The sequence below is a fragment of the Cupriavidus sp. GW822-FHT02D05 genome, assembly GCF_058802485.1.
Genome location: NZ_JBXAOE010000049.1, coordinates 1 through 20241 on the forward strand (window position 1 = coordinate 1; position 20241 = coordinate 20241).

The 20241-nt window shown below is 65.3% G+C and carries 17 protein-coding genes; 8 read left to right on the forward strand and 9 right to left on the reverse strand.

Going from position 1 to position 20241, the window contains the following annotated elements; genetic code table 11:
• Window positions 1-109: 109 nt before the first annotated feature.
• The 3 genes from AC1RQK_RS37960 to AC1RQK_RS37970 form a co-directional block, all read right to left on the reverse strand.
• Window positions 110-3313: an efflux RND transporter permease subunit gene (locus tag AC1RQK_RS37960; RefSeq protein WP_492375027.1), complete on the reverse strand. Its 3204-nt coding sequence runs from the start codon at window positions 3311-3313 to the stop codon at window positions 110-112.
• Window positions 3310-4542, reverse strand: coding sequence for an efflux RND transporter periplasmic adaptor subunit (locus AC1RQK_RS37965; protein WP_492814611.1), 1233 nt, complete (start codon window positions 4540-4542; stop codon window positions 3310-3312). The genes AC1RQK_RS37960 and AC1RQK_RS37965 overlap by 4 nt, the downstream gene beginning before the upstream one ends.
• A 64-nt stretch (window positions 4543-4606) precedes the next feature.
• Window positions 4607-6040 carry an efflux transporter outer membrane subunit gene (locus AC1RQK_RS37970; protein WP_492375051.1) on the reverse strand — a complete coding sequence of 478 codons (1434 nt, stop codon included), beginning with the start codon at window positions 6038-6040 and terminating at the stop codon, window positions 4607-4609.
• Window positions 6041-6642: 602 nt separating this feature from the next.
• Between AC1RQK_RS37970 and AC1RQK_RS37975 the strand changes: the two genes are divergently transcribed.
• From AC1RQK_RS37975 to AC1RQK_RS38000, 6 genes are all read left to right on the forward strand, one after another.
• On the forward strand, window positions 6643-6927 hold the full coding sequence (locus AC1RQK_RS37975; RefSeq protein ID WP_492375029.1) for a helix-turn-helix domain-containing protein: 285 nt from the start codon (window positions 6643-6645) through the stop codon (window positions 6925-6927).
• A 125-nt stretch (window positions 6928-7052) separates the two neighbouring features.
• The gene (locus tag AC1RQK_RS37980; protein WP_492814613.1) at window positions 7053-7661 is read left to right on the forward strand and encodes a 2OG-Fe(II) oxygenase; all 609 of its coding nucleotides are present in this window, start codon (window positions 7053-7055) and stop codon (window positions 7659-7661) included.
• A 48-nt stretch (window positions 7662-7709) separates the two neighbouring features.
• Entirely contained in the window at window positions 7710-8432 is a 723-nt protein-coding gene (locus AC1RQK_RS37985) for a Crp/Fnr family transcriptional regulator (RefSeq protein WP_492814615.1), read from the forward strand.
• 247 nt (window positions 8433-8679) lie between these two features.
• Window positions 8680-9132, forward strand: a complete 453-nt coding sequence (locus tag AC1RQK_RS37990; protein WP_492375032.1) for a hypothetical protein — start codon at window positions 8680-8682, stop codon at window positions 9130-9132.
• A gap of 582 nt (window positions 9133-9714) precedes the next feature.
• Entirely contained in the window at window positions 9715-9930 is a 216-nt protein-coding gene (locus AC1RQK_RS37995) for a hypothetical protein (RefSeq protein WP_492814617.1), read from the forward strand.
• Between the two features lie 152 nt (window positions 9931-10082).
• On the forward strand, window positions 10083-10946 hold the full coding sequence (locus tag AC1RQK_RS38000; RefSeq protein ID WP_492814619.1) for a LysR family transcriptional regulator: 864 nt from the start codon (window positions 10083-10085) through the stop codon (window positions 10944-10946).
• On the opposite strand, the gene AC1RQK_RS38005 is transcribed toward AC1RQK_RS38000, so the two are convergent.
• Window positions 10943-11947: a zinc-dependent alcohol dehydrogenase family protein gene (locus AC1RQK_RS38005; RefSeq protein ID WP_492814621.1), complete on the reverse strand. Its 1005-nt coding sequence runs from the start codon at window positions 11945-11947 to the stop codon at window positions 10943-10945. The two genes, AC1RQK_RS38000 and AC1RQK_RS38005, sit on opposite strands and share 4 nt — an antisense overlap.
• A gap of 529 nt (window positions 11948-12476) precedes the next feature.
• On the opposite strand from AC1RQK_RS38005, the gene groES reads away from it, so the two are divergent.
• Together groES and groL are read left to right on the forward strand one after the other, a co-directional pair.
• Complete coding sequence (groES, locus tag AC1RQK_RS38010) at window positions 12477-12767, forward strand: co-chaperone GroES (protein ID WP_006160236.1); 291 nt, start codon at window positions 12477-12479, stop codon at window positions 12765-12767.
• 40 nt (window positions 12768-12807) lie between these two features.
• Entirely contained in the window at window positions 12808-14451 is a 1644-nt protein-coding gene (groL, locus tag AC1RQK_RS38015) for a chaperonin GroEL (RefSeq protein WP_416047786.1), read from the forward strand.
• Window positions 14452-14589: 138 nt separating this feature from the next.
• On the opposite strand, the gene AC1RQK_RS38020 is transcribed toward groL, so the two are convergent.
• The 5 genes from AC1RQK_RS38020 to AC1RQK_RS38040 form a co-directional block, all read right to left on the reverse strand.
• On the reverse strand, window positions 14590-15378 hold the full coding sequence (locus AC1RQK_RS38020) for a metallophosphoesterase (protein WP_492814624.1): 789 nt from the start codon (window positions 15376-15378) through the stop codon (window positions 14590-14592).
• A gap of 242 nt (window positions 15379-15620) precedes the next feature.
• Window positions 15621-16541: a type II secretion system F family protein gene (locus AC1RQK_RS38025; RefSeq protein ID WP_416047788.1), complete on the reverse strand. Its 921-nt coding sequence runs from the start codon at window positions 16539-16541 to the stop codon at window positions 15621-15623.
• Between the two features lie 78 nt (window positions 16542-16619).
• A complete protein-coding gene (locus AC1RQK_RS38030) occupies window positions 16620-17597 on the reverse strand; it encodes a type II secretion system F family protein (RefSeq protein WP_416047789.1) in 978 nt (325 codons plus the stop codon).
• 36 nt (window positions 17598-17633) lie between these two features.
• Entirely contained in the window at window positions 17634-18995 is a 1362-nt protein-coding gene (locus AC1RQK_RS38035) for a TadA family conjugal transfer-associated ATPase (protein ID WP_150988486.1), read from the reverse strand.
• A 36-nt stretch (window positions 18996-19031) separates the two neighbouring features.
• The gene (locus AC1RQK_RS38040) at window positions 19032-20225 is read right to left on the reverse strand and encodes a CpaE/TadZ family protein (protein ID WP_492375038.1); all 1194 of its coding nucleotides are present in this window, start codon (window positions 20223-20225) and stop codon (window positions 19032-19034) included.
• Window positions 20226-20241: the final 16 nt, after the last annotated feature.

Here is a 20241-nt window from a genome sequence, read left to right on the forward strand (position 1 = left end):
ATCGATGCTCTGACTCTTCCGCTGGTCGGCTCCCCTCTCCCACTTGTGGGAGAGCAGCCGGGGGAGAGGGCGGGCGCTCGCAAGAGCGCGAGATCTCATTGACCGTGCCTCAATCTCCCTCTCCGGACGCCAGCACCTGCTGGCTCTCGCGTTTGGCCTCCGTGCCGCTCGCGTGCTCACGTCCCTCGCGCCGTGCCTGCCGCCGTTCCTTGCGGTTCATATACCAATAGTGCGCGCGATCCAGGTAGAGATACACCACGGGCGTGGTGAACAGCGTCAGCGCTTGCGACAGCACCAGTCCCCCCACCATCGCAAAGCCCAATGGCCGCCGCAGCTCCGAGCCAGCGCCATGCCCGAGCATCAGCGGCAGTCCGGACAGCAGCGCGCACATGGTGGTCATCATGATCGGCCGGAAGCGCAGCAGGCACGCCTGGTAGATGGCTTCTTCCGGTTTCATGCCGTGGTCGCGCTCGGCGGTGAGCGCGAAGTCGACCATCATGATGCCGTTCTTCTTGACGATGCCGATCAGCAAGATGATGCCGATCAGCGCGATCACGCTGAGGTCATAGCCGCCGGCCAGCAGGATCAGCAGCGCGCCCACGCCGGCAGACGGCAGGGTGGAGAGGATGGTGAGCGGGTGGATGTAGCTTTCGTACAGCAGCCCCAGCACGATATACACGGCGACCAGCGCGGCGGCGATCAGGTAGGGCTGCGAGGCAAGCGAGGCGCCGAAAGCCTGTGCCGTGCCTTGGAACGAGCCGGAGAGTGTCTGCGGGCGGCCCATGCCGGACAGCGTGCTGTTGATGGCCTTGACGGCATCGCCCAGCGCCACGCCCTTGGCCAGGTTGAATGAGATCGTGACGGCCGGGAACTGCCCCTGGTGGCTGATCGACAGGTAGGCGGTGCTGTCGGTGTCGATCTTGACGAAGGTGGACAGCGGCACTTGCTCGCCGGTCAGCGGCGAGGTCACATACAGCTTGCTGAACAAGCGCGGGTCGTCCTGCAGCGCTGGCGTGGCTTCCAGGATCACGTGGTAGCTGTTGATCTGGGTGAAGTACTGCGCGACCTGGCGCTGCCCGATCGCGTCGTACAGCGTGGAGTCGATCAGCGCGGGCGTGATGCCGAAGCTCGAGGCGCGTGCGCGGTCGATGGTCAGGCGCGCCGCTGCCGCGGCGTTCTGCTGGTCGGACGCCACGTCAGCGAGCTGGGGCAGGGCGCGCAGGCGCTCCAGGATGCGCGGCGCCCACTGGTTGAGCTCGTCCAGGTTGGAGTCCATCAGCGTGTACTGGTATTGCGTGCGCGACAGCCGCCCGCCCACGTTGATGTCCTGCCCGGCCTGCAGGAAGAGGTTGGCGCCCTGCACCTGCGCCAGCTTGGGCCGCAGCCGCGCGATCACTTCGTCGGCGCTGACGGTGCGGCCCGCGTCCTTGGGTTTCAGGCTGATGAAGAAGTTGCCGGTGTTGAGCGTATTCTGCCCGCCGGTCATGCCCACCGCGGCGACATCGGGGTCGGCACGCACGATATCGGCAAGCTGCACCATGCGCGCGTTCATCGACTTGAACGATGCGTCCTGCGCGGACTCCGCGATGCCAAACATAAAGCCGGTGTCCTGCTGCGGGAAGAAGCCCTTGGGTATGTAGATGAACAGCGCCACCGTGGTGGCGACCGTGGCGATGAACACGCACAGGGTGAAGAACTGGTGGCGCATCACCACGTCCAGTCCGCGCTTGTAGCTCGCCAGCATGGCGTCGAAGCCATGCTCGAACCACTGGTAGATGCGGCCGTGATGATGGCCGCGCGGCGGGGTCAGGTAGCGCGAGCACAGCATCGGCGTGAGCGTCAGCGAGACCAGCACCGATACCACGATGGTGAGCGTGACTGTCACGGCGAACTCGCGGAACAGCCGCCCCACGATGCCGCCCATCAGCAGCAGCGGTATGAACACCGCCACCAGCGAGACCGAGATCGACACGATGGTGAAGCTGATTTCGGCGGCGCCCTTGAGCGCGGCTTCCATGGGCTCCATGCCGTCTTCCACGTGGCGGTAGATGTTCTCCAGCATCACGATGGCATCGTCCACCACGAACCCCACCGCAATGGTGAGCGCCATCAGCGACAGGTTGTCGCGGCTGTAGCCCAGCAGGTACATGCCGCCGGCGGTGCCCATCAGCGCCAGCGGCACGGTCACACTGGGAATCACCGTGGCGGCCACGTTGCGCAGGAACACGAAGATGATCATCACCACCAGCGCGATGGTGAGCATCAGCGTGAACTCCACATCGGCCACCGAGGCGCGGATGGTCTGGGTGCGGTCGGCCAGTGTGTTGACGTTGACGGTGGGCGGGATCGCGGCCTGCAGGCGCGGCAGCGCGGCGCGGATGCGGTCCACGGTCTCGATCACGTTGGCGCCCGGCTGCTTGGTGATGGCCAGGATGATGGCGCGCCCGTTGTGAAAGGTGTTGTCCGCCGGCGCGGCGGCGCCGGCAAAGCCCCAGCCGGCCAGCTTGGCGTTCTCCGGCCCGTCCACCGCGACGCCGACATCGCGCACGCGCACCGGCGCGCCGTTGCGGTAGGCCAGCACCATGTCGTTCCACGCCGCCGCCTTGGTGACCTGGTCGTTGGTGTAGACGTTGAAGGCCTTGGTGGCGCCATCGGTGCTGCCGGTGGGCTGGTTGACCGTGGTGGCGGCAATCACGCCGCGCAGGTCTTCCAGGCTCATGCCCATGGCCGAGAGCTTCTGCGGATCCACCTGGATGCGCACCGACGGCTTTTGCTGGCCGCCGATGTTGACCAGCCCGACGCCGGAGATCTGCGAGATCTGCTGCGCCAGCACATTGTCGGCGAAGTCGTTGACCTCGGTCAGCGGCAGCGTGTCGGACTGCACCGCCAGCACCAGGATCGGCGAATCGGCCGGGTTGATCTTGCGGAAGGTGGGGGGCGTGGGCAGGTTGCTGGGCAACTGGCCGCTGGCGGCGTTGACGGCGGCCTGCACGTCCACGGCGGCGGCATCGATGCTGCGGTTGAGGTCGAACTGCAGCGTGATCTGGGCGTTGCCCTGCGCGCTGGTCGACGTCATCTGCGTGAGCCCGGCGATCAGCGAGAACTGCCGCTCCAGCGGCTGCGCCACGTTCGACGCCATGGTCTCCGGGCTGGCGCCGGGCAAGTTCGCCGACACCTGGATGGTGGGGAAATCCACCTGCGGCAGCGGCGCGATAGGCAGCAGCGGCCACGCGGCCACGCCGACCAGCAGCACGGCCAGCGCCAGCAGCGAGGTGCCGATCGGGCGCTTGATGAAGGTCGCGGAAATGCTCATGGCCGTGCATTCCCGGCGCGGTTTGCCGGGGCTGCGGCGGCAGGCGCGGAGGCGGGCGCTGCGCCGGCATCCGCTATGGTGGTGGCCGCGGTCGTCTCGTTCACGCGGGTGCCGGGCTTGAGCTTGTACTGCCCGTCCACCACGACCCGCTCGTCGACCGCCAGCCCCTTGGCCACGACGGCCTTGCCGTCCTGGGTCTCCGCCACCTCGATTGCCCGGGACGCAACCGTATGGTCCGCCTGCACCACATAGACATAGGTGCCGGTCTGGCCGCGTTGCACGGCGGCGGCCGGGATGGTCAGCGCCTGGTCGCGCTCGCCGAGCACCAGCCGCGCATTGACGTACTGGCCGGGCCACAGCGTGTGCGAGGGATTGGGAAAACGCCCTTTCAGCTGGATGGTGCCGGAGGTGGTGTCGATGGTGTTGTTGAGCAGGATCAGCTTGCCTTGTCCCAGCAACTGGCCGCTGGCGCGCTCGCTGGCCTCGACCGCGAGCGGCGCGCCGCTGGCCTGCATGGCGCGATTGATGCGCTGGAATTCGCCGTCGGGCAGCGTGAATACCACGTCGATCGGGTCGATCTGGCGGATCACCACCAGGCCGTTGGCGTCGGCGGCGTGGACGATATTGCCCGGGTCGACCAGGCGCGCGCCAACGCGCCCGGACAGCGGCGCGGTGATGGTGGTGTAGTCGAGCTGCACGCGAGCGACGTTGACCAGCGCTTCGTCGGTCTTCACCGCGGCGGCTAGCTGCGCTACCTGCGCGCGCTGGGTATCCAGCGTCTGCTGCGTGGTGGCGTTTTCCTTGATGAGGCCCTCGTAGCGTTGCAGGTCGAGGCGCGCATTGGCTAGCTGCGCTTCGTCACGCGACTTTTGCGCCATGGCTTGCTGCAGCTGCGCCTGGAACGTGCGCGGGTCGATCTGCGCCAGCAACTGCCCGGCCTTGACGTCCTCGCCTTCGACAAAGCCGACGCGGTCGAGCTGGCCGTCCACGCGTGGCTTGACCGTCACCGTGGCCATCGCCTGCACCGTGCCGACGCCAGCCAGGCCGATCGGCACGTCCTCGCGCTTGACCTGTGCGCTGGTCACGGATACCGCCGGCGCTGGCGGCGCTGCCCCGCGCGGCGCCACCATGCGCTTGAGCGGGCCGGCGGCGAACCACGCCACGGCTGCCAGCATGAGCACGGCCAGGCCGATCAGGACGGGGTTGCGGCGGGAGAACTGGGTCGCCATGGATTGCCTTGGATGTGGTCTGCCGATGTGGATCGGGGAATCAGGGAATCAGGGAATCAAGAGATCAGGGTTGCGCCAGCGCGTCGCTTTGCCAGCCGCCGCCGATCGCCTTGACCAGCGCCACGCTGGCTGCAAGCTCCCGGCCACGCAACTGGATCGCGGTCCGTTCGTTAGACAAGGAAAGGGCCTGTGCCGTTACCACCGAGAGGTAGGAAGCGGTGCCAGCGCGGTATTGCGCCAGGCTCACGCGCTCCGCCACGCGGGCGGCATCCACCGCATGGTCCTGCACCACCACTTCCTGGTCGAGCACGCGCAGCGCCGAGAGGTTGTCTTCCACCTCCTGCATGCCGCTGAGCACGGTTTGCCGGTACGCCGCGACCGCCCCGTCGTAGGCCGCCACGGCCTGGTCGTTTTGCGCGTTGCGCAGCCCGCCGTCGAAGATGGTGCCGGCCAGCGTCGCGCCCAGCGACCACACCCGGCCGGGCGGCCCGAACCAGTTGGCCAGGCTGCCGCTGCTGGCGCCGCCCACCGCGGAGAGCACCAGCGACGGGAAGTACGCAGCGCGCGCCACGCCGATATTGGCATTGGCCGCCGCCATGCGGCGCTCGGCCGCCGAGATGTCGGGGCGGCGCTCCAGCAGCGCCGAAGGCAGCCCCGGTGGCACAGCCAGCGGGCGCATCGAAAACGCCTCTGGCGCCAGCGTGAACTCGGCGGGCGCGCGCCCCAGCAGCACGGCGATGGCATGCTCCAGCTGGTTGCGCTGCACGTCGAGGTCGATCGCCTGCGCTTGCGCTGCGTTCAGCGTGACCTGCGCCAGCGCCACGTCGCCCGCGGTGGCCACTCCCGCGCGGAACTGGCTCTGGGTCAGCTTGAGGGAGTCCTCGTAGGCGGCCAGCGTGCGCGCATAGAGCGTCTTGAGTACATCGGTGACGCGCAACTGGATATAGTCCTGCACCAGCTCGCCCTGGATCGTCAGGCGCGCGGCGGCGAGGTCGGCGGCACTGGCCTGCGCGTTGTCGCGGGCCGCTTCGATGCTGCGCCGCACTTGGCCCCACAGGTCGATCTCCCAGCTGGCATCGAGGTTGGCCGAATGGGTGTTGGACACAGTCTGGATGCCCAGCGTGCTGGTGCGCGCGCGCCCCACTCCCACGCCAGCGCCGAGCGTGGGATACAAGCCGGCCCGCGCCGCCTGCGCCAGCGCGCGGGATTGCCGGTACTGGGCCTCGGCCTGGCGCAGGCTCTGGTTGGCTGCGTTGGCTTGCCCCACCAGCTCATTCAGGCGGGCATCGTCGAAGCCCGCCCACCACGCCTGTGTCAGATCCACCGGACGGGGCTCGGCGACCTTCCATTGGTGATCGTCCGGCACGGCCTCGCGATACGCGGCGGGGGTCTCGACCGGGGGGCGCTGATAGTCCGGCCCGACCGCGCAGCCGCCCACCCAGGCAGACGCCAGGGCGATGCAGAGCAGGCGCGGCGAGACCAAACGCGCGGCGTTCATGAGGGCGAGAAGCAAGCGATAGTCATGAAGGGCTTTTGTGAGGCGATGCCGTTGTTTGTCGTTTCCTGCTCGGGCTGGCGGGTTGGTTTCCGCGCGCACGCACGCCGCCTGAGCGGCGTCGCGCGGGCGGGTCTTATGGCAAGGATAGTGCGGCGCGGGAATGTGTGAAACGCGCTGCGCATTACTGAATATTTCACTCGCTTACGCCGATGCGCCGGGCGGCGCCACGGCTTGCGCCGCCAAGTGAAGCGCGAAATACACCCACGGATGCGGCAAGCGGCGGGCGCGCGTGCCTGTTACGGTATCTTGCAGCGGGTGGATGTCGGGTGGATGCCGGCTTGTGCAGCGCGGCAAAAGGCGAGCCAGCATCAGCGCCGCAGAGGACGCCACGGCGCCGCGCGAGCGGCCAAGGGCGGGCTGCCGCAGCCTGTTGTAATCTTGTGTAATTGTGCGCCAGCGAGCCCCGGCGGGTTGCATTTGCTGCGCCTGCCGCGTAGAAAGTAGGTGTCAGGCGGCCGCGGCGGAAGGACTGCGGCAATCCGCACGGCCGGCTGACGCATATATCGACATGACATCTGGACGACGAGCGGGAAGGCGTGGCCATGGAGACCGATCAAGAAAGCACACTGACGTACGCGCTGCTGACCGTGCCAGCGCGTGCCGCCATCTGCCGCGCGCTGCTGGAGGCGGGCGAAGCCGGCATGCCGGCGTTCGACCTGGCCGGCGTCGCAGGGCTGAGCCTGCCGCGCGCCAGTCACCATTTCAATGAGCTGATGCAGGCCGATGTGCTGGCCCTGGTCGTGCGTGACCGGCAGGTGATCTATGTGCTCAAGGCCCGCCGCGCGGTGAGCCTGGCGCTGGAGTATCTCGACAGCAGCGGGCTGTAACAGTCCGGCGGCCAGCATGGCTGCAGCCAGCGGCTGCTAAAATGCGCCCCTGCGCGCCAAGGGCCTCCTGTTGTCCAGGTGGCCCTTTTCGTTTTGACGTTTCCCCAGCACGAAGTCTCCCACCCATGTCAGCCCTGGAACGTTTGTTTGTTGCCCTGGAAGAGCACGGTTGGGCCGTGTCCGACGACCTCATCGACACCACGCTGGCGGCGCGGCTGCATGCCGAGAGCCGCGCGGCGTGGCAGGCCGGCCTGTTCCATCCGGCCCGCATCGGGCGGGGCGAAGCCACCGCCCGCGACGCGGGCATTCGCGGCGATTCGATCCTGTGGCTCGACGACGCGCCCGCCGGCGCGGCCAGGGCGGATTTCCAGGCCTGGGCTGCGGGTTTGCGCGAGGCCTTGAACGAGCGCTACTTCCTGGGCTTGAAGCGCGAGGAATTCCACTTCTCGCACTATCCGGTCGGCACCGCCTACAAGAAGCACATGGACCAGCATCGCGCGACACTGCATCGCAAGATTTCGCTGGTGCTCTACCTCAATCCTGAATGGAGCGAGCGCGATGGCGGCGAACTCGCGCTCTACGGACAGGACGACGGCGCCACCGAGTTGCACCGCGTGCTGCCGCAGCGCGCGCGGCTGGTCGTGTTTCGCAGCGACCTGGTTCCGCACGAAGTATTACCCTGCCACAAGACGCGCTGGGCACTCACCGGCTGGTTCCGTACCGATCAGGCCTGAACCGCCCGAGCGGCATCAGCAGCGTAACCAGCACCCCGGGGAAAAGGCATGAGCACACGACCGAAGCCGCACGAAGACGACACCGCCGCTGGACAGTTTTCGGCCGAGCTCGAAACACTGCTCCGGTCGCATGCCATGCGGCGGCAACTGGTCAAGGGCGAGGTGCTGTTTACCTACGGCTCCAACCCGGACGCGCTCTTCTGCGTCGAGCGCGGCGCCATCAAGGTCAGCAGCACGGCGCAGAACGGGCGCGAGGCCGTGGTCAGCCTGCTGGAGCCCGGGCAGTGGTTCGGGGAGGTCTCGCTCTTCATCGACGCGCATCGCGTGTACGACACACGCGCCGCAGAGGCTAGCGAACTATTGGTGATTCCCGCCGCCACCTTCCATACGCTCGTCGCGCGCGAGCCGCGCTGGCTGATGGAGTTCACGCAACTGATCTGCCGGCGCTACCGCAGCGCACTGGAGTGGATCGACGAGGTGATCCTGATGCCGTTTCCGGTGCGGCTGGCGCGGCGCCTGCTTGCCGTCGAGCATGCGCACGCGCTGTCCACCCACGGCATGCCGGGTGTGCGGACATCCGGTGCCCCCGCCGCGCTCAAGCTCTCCCAGGAAGACCTGGGCCATATGCTTGGCGTGTCCCGCCAGAGCGTCAACCGGCAGCTCAAGGACTGGGAGAAGCAGGGCGTGCTGCGCCTGGAATACGGGCGCCTGACGTTATCCGACAAGGCGGCGCTGCAGGCCATCGCCAGCGAGTCCGCGCCTGGCACGTAGCGTGGGAGCTTGCGCTTCGTCGCAAGACTGAAATAACCGGCGGCTAAGATTGTGGCGGGGCCGGCCGATACTTTTCCCTTCGCGGGGATGGCAGGTTTTTTGACGAAATCCGTGTCTGCACGGCCCCGTCCCGATTGGCGGCGATGGCTGCTTCCTCCCCTTCCTCTGCTTCCTCCCTTTCGCGCCGCTTGTCAAAATAAACGATATATACTGTTTTGATACCACTGCGATCAAAACAGGAGGATGCATGGCAACGGTTTCGAATGGGCGCACGCGTGCGCCCGCGCCCGCCGCGGCGCAGAAAAGGGCAGCCACCGCAGTGAAGCGGCCGGTCACGCGCGCCAGTAAGACGGAGACGGCAGGCAAGGCTGCCAAGGCTGAAGCGGTCAAGACCGTGGCTGCCGCACCGAAAGCCGAGAAAGCAGAGAAGACTGAGAAGGCACAGAAGCCTGCCAAGGCCAAGGTCGTGCGCGACAGCTTCACCATGCCGGAGTGGGACTATGCCAAGCTGGCGGAACTCAAGCGGCGCTGCCTGAACGGCGGCGCGCACGTGAAGAAGAGTGAGTTGCTGCGGGCCGGGCTCAAGATGCTGGAGTCGCTGCCGGAGCGGCAATTGCTGGCCGTCGTGGCTCAGGTCGAGACCGTCAAGACGGGCCGGCCCGCCAAGCGCAAGGCGCGCGATGCGGCTTCCGGGCAGTAAAGCTGCGGCGTATATTGCGTGGCCCCCGGACGTATTCCGTCCAGGGGCGCGCCGTATTTTGCGGGTTTCGTGAATAGTTGATGACAGCCTCAACCATCCGCCGATTCGGTCGTTAAGATGGGCAGGGCTTACCAATCCTGAAGCCGGACCGGCAGGGCGCTGCCTTGCTGGTCCTTCGCTTTTCAGAGCCTTCACCATTTCTTGCCGGCGCCATCGTCATCCGCAGAATGAGTCTCTTCAGGCCGTCTTTCTGGTGCCCGTTTTCTGTGTTCGCCGTCGTCACGGTGCCGCTGGCCGAGCCGCCGCGTGAGCGGCCTCCGGGCGATACGTCCGCGCGCGGTGAAGCGAATCCAGATGCGCGGCGGGACCTCCTCACGGTGCCCACGCCTGCGGTCCGCTAGCGGGGCAGCAGCGGCCCTGCCGAGGCATCGTTTCGTTGCGCCGCAAGGCGGCTCATCGCCCTCTATATATCTGGAAAGGACTCGCAAAGCGCCTATAATTATGGTGCGTCGCACCAATTCGCCCGCTGCCATCCGACTGTACAGGATGGAACCATGCCCCCTGTCAACCTGAGGTAAATCCATGTTGCCGTGTGAGCGATGCAAGCGCCAGGCCGGCAGGCCAGGACACCTGCCGCCGCACGAGGACCTCGAGGCCGCGCGCGCCAATGCGCAGGCCCAGGACGGCGCCGCCTATGCCTACCGCTGCCGCCAGTGCGGCTACACGCTGGTGCTGCGTAGTCCCAGCCGGGAAGCGCCTGACTACTGGGCTCTGGAAGGCTGGGCGCCTTCCGCCTGAAGTTGGCGGGATACCGGCCCGTGCCCGGCGTGCCCGTTATTGTTCCCGCCACACCGCCGTGCCATCATTGCCTAGCCGCCTGTGACTTGCCTGGCCGCGCTGAATCCGACACCTCCCAAACGTAACGTCAGTAACGTCAGCAAATTCCCCGGATGGATTGGAGCGATATCAAGATCTTCCTGGCGATCGCCCGCGCCGGCACCCTGGGCGGCGCCGCGCGCGCGATCGGGCAGACCCAGCCGACCATGGGGCGCAGGCTGAAGGCGCTGGAGGATGCCGTCGGGCATGCCTTGTTCCAGCGCACCAGCGACGGCTACGTGCTGACCGATGAAGGGGCTGCCGTGCTCGCCCACGCGCAGCGTATCGAGGCAGAGGCGATTGCTTTCGAGCGCCAGCTGTCCGGCCAGGCACGGGAACTGGATGGCATGCTGCGGATATCGTCGTCCGACTGGTTTGGCGTGCACATGCTGACGCCGGTGATCGCGGACTTTATCCGCGCCCATCCACGCGTCGCGGTGGAACTGGTCACCGATGCGCGCTTGCTCAGCCTGGCACGCCGCGAGGCGGACCTGGTCTTTCGCATCCGCGCGTTCGACGAGGCCGATATCGTGCAGCGCAAGCTGATGCACATGGACTACGCGCTCTACTCGGCGCCCGGCGTGGCACCGCCGCGCGCGGGCGATGGCGAGGGCCATGCCCTGCTGACGCTGGATGCGGGCTTCGCGGACCTGCCCGACGTGGCCTGGATGCGCAAGCAGCTGCCGAACGCCCGGGTGGCATTCGGCAGCAACAGCCGCGAGGCGCAGGCCAAGCTGTGCGCGGCCGGCGCGGGGCTGGCTGTCCTGCCCTGCGCGCTGGCCGAGTGCCTGGGCGGGCTGCAGGCCATCGAATTGGGCGAGGCGCCACCGGGGCGCGACGTCTGGGTGGGCTATCACCGCGACCTGCGCCGCCTGCGGCGGCTGCGCGCCTTCCTGGATGCAACCATCGAGCGCCTGGGCAATCGCGCAGACGCTTAGTCCCCGGCAATCTCCACCACCAGCTTGCCCTTGGCTGTGCCTGTCTCGATGGCGCGATGCGCATCGATGGCGCTGTCGAGCGTGAAGTGCCGCGCATCGAGCCGCACGAAGAGCTTGCCCGCATCGGCCAGCCGCGCCGCTTCGCGCAGGATCTCGCCGTGGTGCGCGCGGCCCTTGCCGGTGAGCATTGGCATCAGCGTGAACACGCCCGAATACGTGGCTGCGCGAAACGATAGCGGCGCCAGCGCGTGCACGCCCCAGCCAAGGCAGCTCACCACATGGCCGCCATAGGTGCGCGCCGCGAGGAACGCATTGTCCAGCACCGAGCCGCCCACCGTGTCGTAGACCACGTCGAAGCCCTCGCCCGCAGTGTATTGGTCGACATACTGCGCGACTGATGTCGCGGCATGGTCGATCGCGGTGGCGCCATAGCCTTCGATGATCGCCTTCTGCGCGGCCGAGCCCGTGGCATATACCTGCGCCCCAAGCGCGTGGGCGATCTGCACCGCGATATGCCCCACGCCGCCGGCGCCGCCATGCACCAGCACCTTCTGGCCAGGCTGCACGCGCGCCCGGTCGACCAGGCCTTCCCACGCGGTGATGAACACCAGCGGCAACGCGGCGGCTTCGCGCATCGACAGCGCGGCGGGCTTGCGCGCGAGCAGGTCGGCATCGACTGCCGCGTACTGCGCTAGCGATCCTTGCAGGCCACCCACGCCACCGGTCATGCCATAGACCTCGTCGCCGGGCGCGAAGGCCGTCACGCCCGCGCCCACGGCTTCGACCACGCCGGCCAGGTCCAGCCCCAGCACGGCGGGCAAGGGGTGGCGGGCGTGCCCCGCCTGGCCGGCGCGGATCTTGGTGTCGAGCGGGTTGACGCCGCTGGCCAGGATGCGCACCAGTACCTGGCCGGGGCCGGCCACTGGCCTGGGAAGCTGGACGGGCGTGAACGGCGCGCCCGCGGATTCGACGATGAGGGCCTGCATGGTGGGGTGGGACATGATGCGCTCCGGATGGGTTGGCGATGAACTAGCGAGGGGTTTGAGACGGGTTGGTGTGACCATTCTTGGCCAGGCCGGCGCGCTCGTAAATCAACGCTTCTGTACTCTTGCCATGCAGTTTTGAATGGGGTGGCTTCTTGTCACGTCGCCATGGATGTGGGTGACGTTGAGCATTGCGCAGCAGGCGAAAGTGCCGCAGGCAACACCATGGGTGGAATACGATGATCCGACCCGGAGACATTGGACTGGTGATTCATGGGTAACTTTCATGTCGGCGAAATCCGTCCGGATTCCATCAGGACGCGAATAAAGATTTCGGCGCGCGGCCAGGCCCCATAACGATTTTCACGACTCCAGGGTAAACACGTATCAAGTCGTTGACTTGAAAACGCTACCCCCCGTCCCTATAATTAGCACTCGTTGGGCATGAGTGCTAACAGACCTCTCCCAGCGTACTAATTCTGCTGGCCGTCAGTGCTGGCGGTCATTTTTGTGAACCTGAAATCACTTTTTGTACCAAGGAGTCCGTATGAATCTGCGTCCTTTGCACGACCGCGTGATCGTGAAGCGTCTGGACAATGAAACCAAGACCGCTTCCGGCATCGTGATTCCCGACAACGCTGCCGAAAAGCCTGATCAAGGTGAAGTGCTCGCCGTGGGCCCCGGCAAGAAGGACGACAAGGGCGCTTCGATCGTCCTCGACGTCAAGGTGGGTGACCGCGTGCTGTTCGGCAAGTATGCCGGCCAGGCCGTGAAGGTGGATGGCCAGGAACTGCTGGTCATGCGCGAAGAAGACATCATGGCTGTGGTGAACAAGTAATCCACGCACCCCATTCGTACAGATTTAGGAGATTCAGAACATGGCAGCTAAAGACGTAGTATTCGGCGACGCCGCCCGTGCCAAGATGGTCGAAGGCGTGAACATCCTCGCCAACGCAGTCAAGGTTACCCTGGGCCCGAAGGGTCGTAACGTGGTGCTGGAGCGCAGCTTCGGCGGCCCGACCGTGACCAAGGACGGCGTGTCCGTGGCCAAGGAAATCGAGCTGAAGGACAAGCTGCAGAACATGGGCGCGCAAATGGTCAAGGAAGTGGCTTCCAAGACCAGCGACAACGCCGGTGACGGTACCACCACCGCAACCGTGCTGGCCCAGTCGATCGTGCGCGAAGGCATGAAGTACGTTGCCGCCGGCATGAACCCGATGGACCTGAAGCGCGGCATCGACAAGGCTGTGGTGAACGCGGTTGAAGAGCTGAAGAAGCTGACCAAGACCACCACCACCAGCAAGGAAATCGCGCAAGTTGGCTCGATCTCGGCCAACAGCGACGAAGTGATCGGCAAGCTGATCGCTGAAGCGATGGACAAGGTTGGCAAGGAAGGCGTGATCACCGTGGAAGACGGCAAGTCGCTGGCCGACGAACTGGAAGTCGTGGAAGGCATGCAGTTCGACCGCGGCTACCTGTCGCCGTACTTCATCAACAACCCGGAAAAGCAAGTTGTCGCCCTGGACAACCCGTTCGTCCTGCTGTTCGACAAGAAGATCTCGAACATCCGTGACCTGCTGCCAGTGCTGGAACAAGTGGCAAAGTCGGGCCGCCCGCTGCTGATCATCGCTGAAGACGTCGAAGGCGAAGCCCTGGCGACCCTGGTGGTGAACAACATCCGTGGCATCCTGAAGACCGCTGCTGTCAAGGCTCCGGGCTTCGGCGACCGCCGCAAGGCCATGCTGGAAGACATCGCCATCCTGACCGGCGGTGCAGTGATCGCTGAAGAAATCGGCCTGACGCTGGAAAAGGCAACCCTGCAAGAACTGGGTCAAGCCAAGCGCATCGAAATCGGCAAGGAAAACACCATCATCATCGACGGCCACGGCGACGCAGCCTCGATCGAAGCACGCGTGAAGCAAATCCGTGCCCAGATCGAAGAAGCGACCTCGGACTACGACCGTGAAAAGCTGCAAGAACGCGTGGCCAAGCTGGCTGGCGGCGTTGCAGTGATCAAGGTTGGTGCAGCCACCGAAGTCGAAATGAAGGAAAAGAAGGCACGTGTGGAAGATGCACTGCACGCAACCCGTGCAGCCGTGGAAGAAGGCATTGTCCCCGGCGGCGGTGTGGCCCTGCTGCGCGCTCGCGCTGCCATCGCTAACCTGACCGGCGACAACGCTGACCAGAACGCTGGCATCAAGATCGTGCTGCGAGCCATGGAAGAGCCGCTGCGCCAGATCGTGCTGAACGCTGGCGAAGAAGCTTCGGTCGTCGTGGCCAAGGTTATCGCAGGCAACGGCAACTACGGCTACAACGCCGCCACCGGCGAGTACGGTGACCTGGTGGAAATGGGCGTGCTGGACCCGACCAAGGTGACCCGCACCGCGCTGCAGAACGCTGCTTCGGTCGCATCGCTGATGCTGACCACCGACTGCGCTGTTGCCGAACTGCCGAAGGATGACTCGGCTCCGGCAATGCCGGGCGGCATGGGCGGCATGGGCGGCATGGACGGCATGATGTAAATCTGCCGGCCTGCCAAACGGCAGCCTGCTGTACCCGCATCACCTGTAGTAGCAAAAACCCCCGCTGGCGCGAGCCGGCGGGGGTTTTTGTTTATGGGGCGACAGCACCGGCCGAAGGGGCGCCGTCGCGGGAAAGGCTTACAGCTCCACCGTGTAGCACCAGTCGAAGGCCGGGTTCTCCAGTTCGCCGGTCTTGCGGCGGATATAGCCGCGCGGGTTGCACACCACGCGCGCATCTTCCAGGCGGTAATCGAAGCCGGTATGCGTATGGCCGTGCACCCACAGGTCGGCCTGCGCGACCAGATCCGGCCTGCGCGAGATAAAGCCGGCGGAGACCAGATCGTGGGAGAAGCGCGGGTCGAGGCTGCCGAGATCCGGCGCATGGTGGGTCACCACCACCGTCTTGCCGGCAAAGGGCGTGGCGAGCTGCGCCGCCAGCCAGGCGCTGGCCGCTTCGTGCCGCGCCAGCGCGTCGGCCGTGGTGAAGCGGCGCCGCCGGCCGTCGCCATCCGCCACCTCGATCAGGCGGTGGTCGACCATCACGCCGGCGCAGGCCAGCATCGACTCCTCGCGCCGGTTGGCGCCAAACAGCGCGTAGTCGGTCCACCAGGTGGTGCCGATCACGCGCACCGGCTCGCCTGCCAGGTTGTCGAAACAAGCCACCGCGTCATTGAGCACGCGCACATGCGGCGCCGCCCCGGCGGCCTCCGCCATCGCCGCGTCCACTTGCTCGAAGGCGCTCTCGTAGTACTCGTGATTGCCCGGCACATAGACCACCGGCCCCGAAAAGGTGCGCGCGGCCCATTCGACGCCGGCACGGCCATTGGCGATATCGCCGGCCAGCACCACCAGGTCGGCGGGGCAGTCGGGTATCGCCGCCGGTATGTCGTGTTCGAGGTGCAGATCGCTGAGGATGCGGATCTTCATGGGGTCTCCATGCGAAATGCCGACGCGCCGACGGCAAGGGGCCTGCCTGTATTCTTCATGCGAGCGAAGACCTGGTCAAGCGTCATGGGCGCGTCGCGCCGTTCACCTCCCGCCGGCGGGCATACTAGCTATTAGTGCCACCAGCAAAAATGCCCGGACAAAGTCCGGGCAAGACTGGCTCCCTGGCATTGCACCGGGAGACAATCGAGGGAGCGACGTCCAGTCAGGCGAGGCTAGCTAACTTACTGGCCGGACATGGTCGGCAGCAAGACCCGATAAATCTGGATGAATGCGGGTCCAAGCAACACCAGCAGCAGTGTCGGGAAGATCATGAAGATCAAGGGGAACAGTAGTTTCAGCGCAATCTTCGCGGCCTGTTCCTCAGCACGCATGCGGCGCTTGGTTCGCAGCATGTCGGACAGCACCCGCAGCGACTCCCCCAGGCTCGTGCCGAAGCGATCGGCCTGGTTCAGCATGGATGCGAATTTGTCCACGTCATCCACACCGGTGCGCAGCGCCAGGTTGGTCAGCGCCTTGTCCTTGGCGAAGCCAGAGCGCAGTTCCAGCAGCATCAATTGCAGCTCGTCGGCCAGCACCGGGCAGCGCAGCGCAAGTTCATCCGCCACGCGCATCAGCGCCGCGTCGAGCCCGAGCCCGGCCTCCACGCAAACCGTGAGCAGATCAATCACGTCCGGAAACTCCTCGAACACCGCGCGCTTGCGGTTATCCACCTTGCGCGATAGCACGGCATTGGGCAGGTAGTAGCCAATCGCACCTAGTACTGCCAGGAGCGCTACGGTCTTGTACTGCCCCTGGAACGCCGGCATGCCGCTCACCGCTACCAACGCCAGCATGGGAAGCCCGATGGCCAGTACCGTCTTGGCGGCGAAGTAGAGATGCGGCGCAGCGCTGCTGCGCCAGCCGGCGTTCATGAAGCGCACGCGCATCTGCGAGCCTTCCCAACCCTCCTTGGGCAACGACAGGCGGGACACGGGCCTGGCCCACCGCACCAGGTTGTCGAGCCAGGCATTGTCCTGCCCCGTGCCGGCTCCCGTGGCCGTACCGACTATCTGCCCCAGTCTCTCGCGTGCCCGGCTTGGCGTGAATGTCAGCAGCAGACCGAACACCGCGCCGAACGCCGCCACGAAAATGAGAACCAGCATCAGGACCTGCTCTGTATGGACACCTTGCATGATCGCCTCCGGAATCGAGAATTCTGCCTGCTTCTGGGTCGCGTACATTCAGACCCGGATACGGATGATCCGGCGCATCCAGACGACGCCGAGCGTCATTCCTCCCAGCGCCATCCCGACCATCTTGAGGCCTATCGGGTCTTGCCATAGCACTGTCATGAAATCCGGATTCACCACGAGAATCAGTCCCGCGGTGGCGAACGGGAGCAGGCCCAGTATCCAGGCCGATAGGCGCCCCTCTGCCGAGAGCACCTTGATCTTGTCGAACAGCTTCAGGCGTTCACGCACCAGGTTGCCGATCGTGTCGAGAATTTCGGCAAGGTTGCCGCCGCTCTCGCGCTGTATCAGTACCGCGATCACGAAGTAGCGCAAGTCGTTGATCGGCACTCGCATTGCCATGTTTGTCATTGCCTCGTCGAGAGCGACTCCGTAATTGATCTCCTCAAAGGTAGTCCGGAATTCGCGGCCCATCGGGTCTTTTACCTCCTGCCCCACCATCCCCAGCGCACCCGAGAAGGAGTGCCCCGCACGTAGCGCGCGGCTGATCATGTCGACAGCATCGGGCAATTGCGTCTCCAGTTGCTTGAGGCGTTTATGCCGAAGTGCGATGACATGCCAGACAGGCAATGAGCCAACCAGTAACGCGCCCAGTACCACCAGTCCTGGTGGCACGGGCAGCAGCGGCACGAGCGCCAGCGTGCACAGCGCGACCAGCCCGCAATATCCGAGTAGCTGCGCAACCGACCACGTGCTCCCGGATTGCTCGAGCCATCGGTCGAGCCCGCCGACGCGAGGCAGCATCAGCAGCCAGCGCTGCAGCAACGGCGTGTTGCTCAGCATGCGCCCCTTCAGGATCGACAGGGTCTCCGCGCTCACCTGCCCGCCGGCCGACAGCGACCGCAGCCTGGCCTCGATCCGCTTCGCCGCCGGGCCGTGGTAATTGTTCCACCAAAGGTAGGCGCCTTCGATGCAAAGCACCACCGCAGCGAACAACAAGATGATGAAGGCATAAAATATGAAGCTCATTTTCTTCTCCCCGCATTCTCTGTGCCGCTGGCCGGTTCAGACGTCGAAGCGCTTTGCCGGGTCATAGGTTTCGTCGGGCAAGCCCACGCCGAACACGCGCAGGCGTTCGGCAAACTTCGGGTACACGCCTGTGGCGCGGAAGTGCCCGTTGACCGTGCCATCCTGGGCTACACCGGTACGCTGGAAGGTAAAGATCTCCTGCATGTTGATGATCTCGCCCTCCATGCCGGTGATCTCCTGGATGCTGACTATCTTCCTGCGCCCGTCAGTCAGCCGTGACGCCTGCACAATGACGGTGATTGCCGAGGATATCTGTTGCCGGATTGCCTTCGGTGGAAGATTGAGGCCGGCCATGCTGACCATGTTCTCCAGACGCGTAAGCGCATCGCGCGGTGTATTGGCGTGGATGGTGGTCAGCGAACCCTCATGGCCGGTATTCATTGCATTGAGCATGTCCAGCGCCTCACCACCTCGCACCTCGCCCAGGATGATGCGGTCAGGACGCATGCGCAGCGCGTTGCGTACCAGGGCGCGCTGCGTGATCTCACCCTTGCCTTCGATATTCGGTGGCCGGGTTTCCAGTCGCAGCACGTGCGGCTGGCGCAACTGGAGTTCTGCTGCATCCTCGATGGTGACGACGCGCTCGCTCTCGGGAATGAAGCCCGACAGGATGTTCAGCAGCGTGGTCTTGCCGCTGCCGGTTCCGCCTGACACCAGCACGTTCACCTTGGCGTGCGCTAGCGCTTGCAGGAGTTGCGCCATCGGCGGCGTGAGGCTCTTGAGTTCGACCAGGTTGGCTACCTGCAGGGGATTGACGGCGAACCGCCGGATCGATAGCAAGGGACCATCGATGGCAGAGGGGGGAATGATCGCATTGACGCGCGAGCCGTCCGGCAGCCGCGCGTCCACCATCGGACTGGTTTCGTCAATGCGCCTGCCGACCCGCGAAACGATCTTCTCGATGACTTTCATCAGGTGTGCATCGTCGTAGAACGTGACATCGGTGAGCTCCAGCTTGCCGCGCCGCTCCACGAAGGTCTGTTTCGCCGTGTTGACCAGGATGTCGGAAACCGTAGGGTCTTGCAGCAGTGGCTCAAGCGGCCCGAAGCCGAACATCTCGTCGTAGACCTCCGAAGTGAGCAGCCTGCGCTCGGCGTCATTGAGCAGGATCTTCTCTTCCTCGATGATGCTGCTCACCAGCATGTTGATTTCCTGCCGGACCTGCTCCTGGGGGAAGCGTGCCAGCCGTTCCAGCTCCACACGGTCCAGCACCGTCTCATGGATGGCCCGCTTGAACGAGCGGTAGTTCGCCGGAGTCGGCGGGAACTGGATTGCCCCATGGCCATTGGCGATGAAGGCAGGCTGGCTGGGGCTCGACAGTTGATCGCGGATTGACATGATGATCTCCGGTAAGGGAATCAGGAACTCGGTGGCTCAGGTTGCGCGCGTGCGCAGCATCAGCTTGCGCAACGGCGACACGCTGTCTTGTTGCGCACGGCGCTCGGCTCCGGTTGCGGCAACGAACTGCGTACCCAGTGCCAGGATCGCCTTGGCGATGGCGCTGCGTTTGTGGGATTTTGCGACCGGCTCTCCGTGGCTGATTGCCTCGTCGACAGCCGAGGAATCGTCGGGCAGCGCGTGGAAGATCTTCATGCCAAACACGTCGCCCAGGGCCGAGCGGGCCAGCGCATTGCGGCGGCCCTCGCGATTGAGCAAGATGTGGACCTTGTCGGCCGAGTAGTGCAGGGCGCGCAGGATATCAAGCAGGCGGCGTCCCGGGCGGGCAAAGGCAATGGTTGGTTCGACGACGACGCAGATGCGATCGCTGCGATCCAGCAGGCCGATGGACAGAGGGTCGAGCGCCTGTCCGATGTCCACGATCACAAAGTCGTAGACCGGCTGGACCACTGAGAGTATCCACTCGAGTTTCTCTTTCTGAATCTGGCTTGCCTTGATCGGGTCGGTGGCGCCGGCCAGGATGTCGAAATTGCTCTCGACATGCGTCAGGCAGGCATCCAGGAACGCCGCATCCATCCGCTCGATCTGACTGCAGATTTCCGGGAGGGTGGAGGGCGGTGGCTTGTCGCTGACAAGGTAGGTCAAGTCTCCGAACTGCCGGTTCAGGTCGATTACCAGGACGCGCTTTCCCAACTGGGCGCCAAGCGCATACCCGAGATTGCTGGCGAGGAAGCTGGTGCCCGCGCCGCCCTTGCATGAAATGAACGAGATCACTTGCGCCAACTCGCGATTCCTGGGCACATGGCTGGCCTCCACCCGCCGCAACGCTTCCGCCAGTTGCGTCCTGTCCAGCGGCCACGCGAGGACGTCGCGCACACCCGCGCGCAGGGCTTTGATCAGGCAGTCGGAGCTCGGGTTGGGCGTGACAAGAATGCAAGGCAGTTCGGGGTGCTGCTCGCGCAAGGCTTCGATGCTATGCATCTGCGATGCCCCGACGACGGCTTGCTCGATGATGAGGAGATCGGCCAGCTGCATCTGGCTGCCATGGAACGGAAAGCGGGCCGGTCCTTCCAGGAGCGACATGGTCTGGAAGTTCCCGATCCCTGCGCTCAGGCGGGAAATCTCGTCAAGTTTTTGGGCATCTTCCGATGCGATCAGGATCTTCAACATGGTGCGTTCTCCAATC

What these genes read in the sequence shown, in the direction of transcription:
- AC1RQK_RS37960 (WP_492375027.1), bottom strand. Translation starts at nt 3,313, where the DNA reads ATGAGCATTTCCGCGACCTTCATCAAGCGCCCGATCGGCACCTCGCTG.
- AC1RQK_RS37965 (WP_492814611.1), bottom strand. Translation starts at nt 4,542, where the DNA reads ATGGCGACCCAGTTCTCCCGCCGCAACCCCGTCCTGATCGGCCTGGCC.
- AC1RQK_RS37970 (WP_492375051.1), bottom strand. Translation starts at nt 6,040, where the DNA reads ATGAACGCCGCGCGTTTGGTCTCGCCGCGCCTGCTCTGCATCGCCCTG.
- AC1RQK_RS37975 (WP_492375029.1), top strand. Translation starts at nt 6,643, where the DNA reads ATGGAGACCGATCAAGAAAGCACACTGACGTACGCGCTGCTGACCGTG.
- AC1RQK_RS37980 (WP_492814613.1), top strand. Translation starts at nt 7,053, where the DNA reads ATGTCAGCCCTGGAACGTTTGTTTGTTGCCCTGGAAGAGCACGGTTGG.
- AC1RQK_RS37985 (WP_492814615.1), top strand. Translation starts at nt 7,710, where the DNA reads ATGAGCACACGACCGAAGCCGCACGAAGACGACACCGCCGCTGGACAG.
- AC1RQK_RS37990 (WP_492375032.1), top strand. Translation starts at nt 8,680, where the DNA reads ATGGCAACGGTTTCGAATGGGCGCACGCGTGCGCCCGCGCCCGCCGCG.
- AC1RQK_RS37995 (WP_492814617.1), top strand. Translation starts at nt 9,715, where the DNA reads ATGTTGCCGTGTGAGCGATGCAAGCGCCAGGCCGGCAGGCCAGGACAC.
- AC1RQK_RS38000 (WP_492814619.1), top strand. Translation starts at nt 10,083, where the DNA reads ATGGATTGGAGCGATATCAAGATCTTCCTGGCGATCGCCCGCGCCGGC.
- AC1RQK_RS38005 (WP_492814621.1), bottom strand. Translation starts at nt 11,947, where the DNA reads ATGTCCCACCCCACCATGCAGGCCCTCATCGTCGAATCCGCGGGCGCG.
- groES (WP_006160236.1), top strand. Translation starts at nt 12,477, where the DNA reads ATGAATCTGCGTCCTTTGCACGACCGCGTGATCGTGAAGCGTCTGGAC.
- groL (WP_416047786.1), top strand. Translation starts at nt 12,808, where the DNA reads ATGGCAGCTAAAGACGTAGTATTCGGCGACGCCGCCCGTGCCAAGATG.
- AC1RQK_RS38020 (WP_492814624.1), bottom strand. Translation starts at nt 15,378, where the DNA reads ATGAAGATCCGCATCCTCAGCGATCTGCACCTCGAACACGACATACCG.
- AC1RQK_RS38025 (WP_416047788.1), bottom strand. Translation starts at nt 16,541, where the DNA reads ATGCTGGTTCTCATTTTCGTGGCGGCGTTCGGCGCGGTGTTCGGTCTG.
- AC1RQK_RS38030 (WP_416047789.1), bottom strand. Translation starts at nt 17,597, where the DNA reads ATGAGCTTCATATTTTATGCCTTCATCATCTTGTTGTTCGCTGCGGTG.
- AC1RQK_RS38035 (WP_150988486.1), bottom strand. Translation starts at nt 18,995, where the DNA reads ATGTCAATCCGCGATCAACTGTCGAGCCCCAGCCAGCCTGCCTTCATC.
- AC1RQK_RS38040 (WP_492375038.1), bottom strand. Translation starts at nt 20,225, where the DNA reads ATGTTGAAGATCCTGATCGCATCGGAAGATGCCCAAAAACTTGACGAG.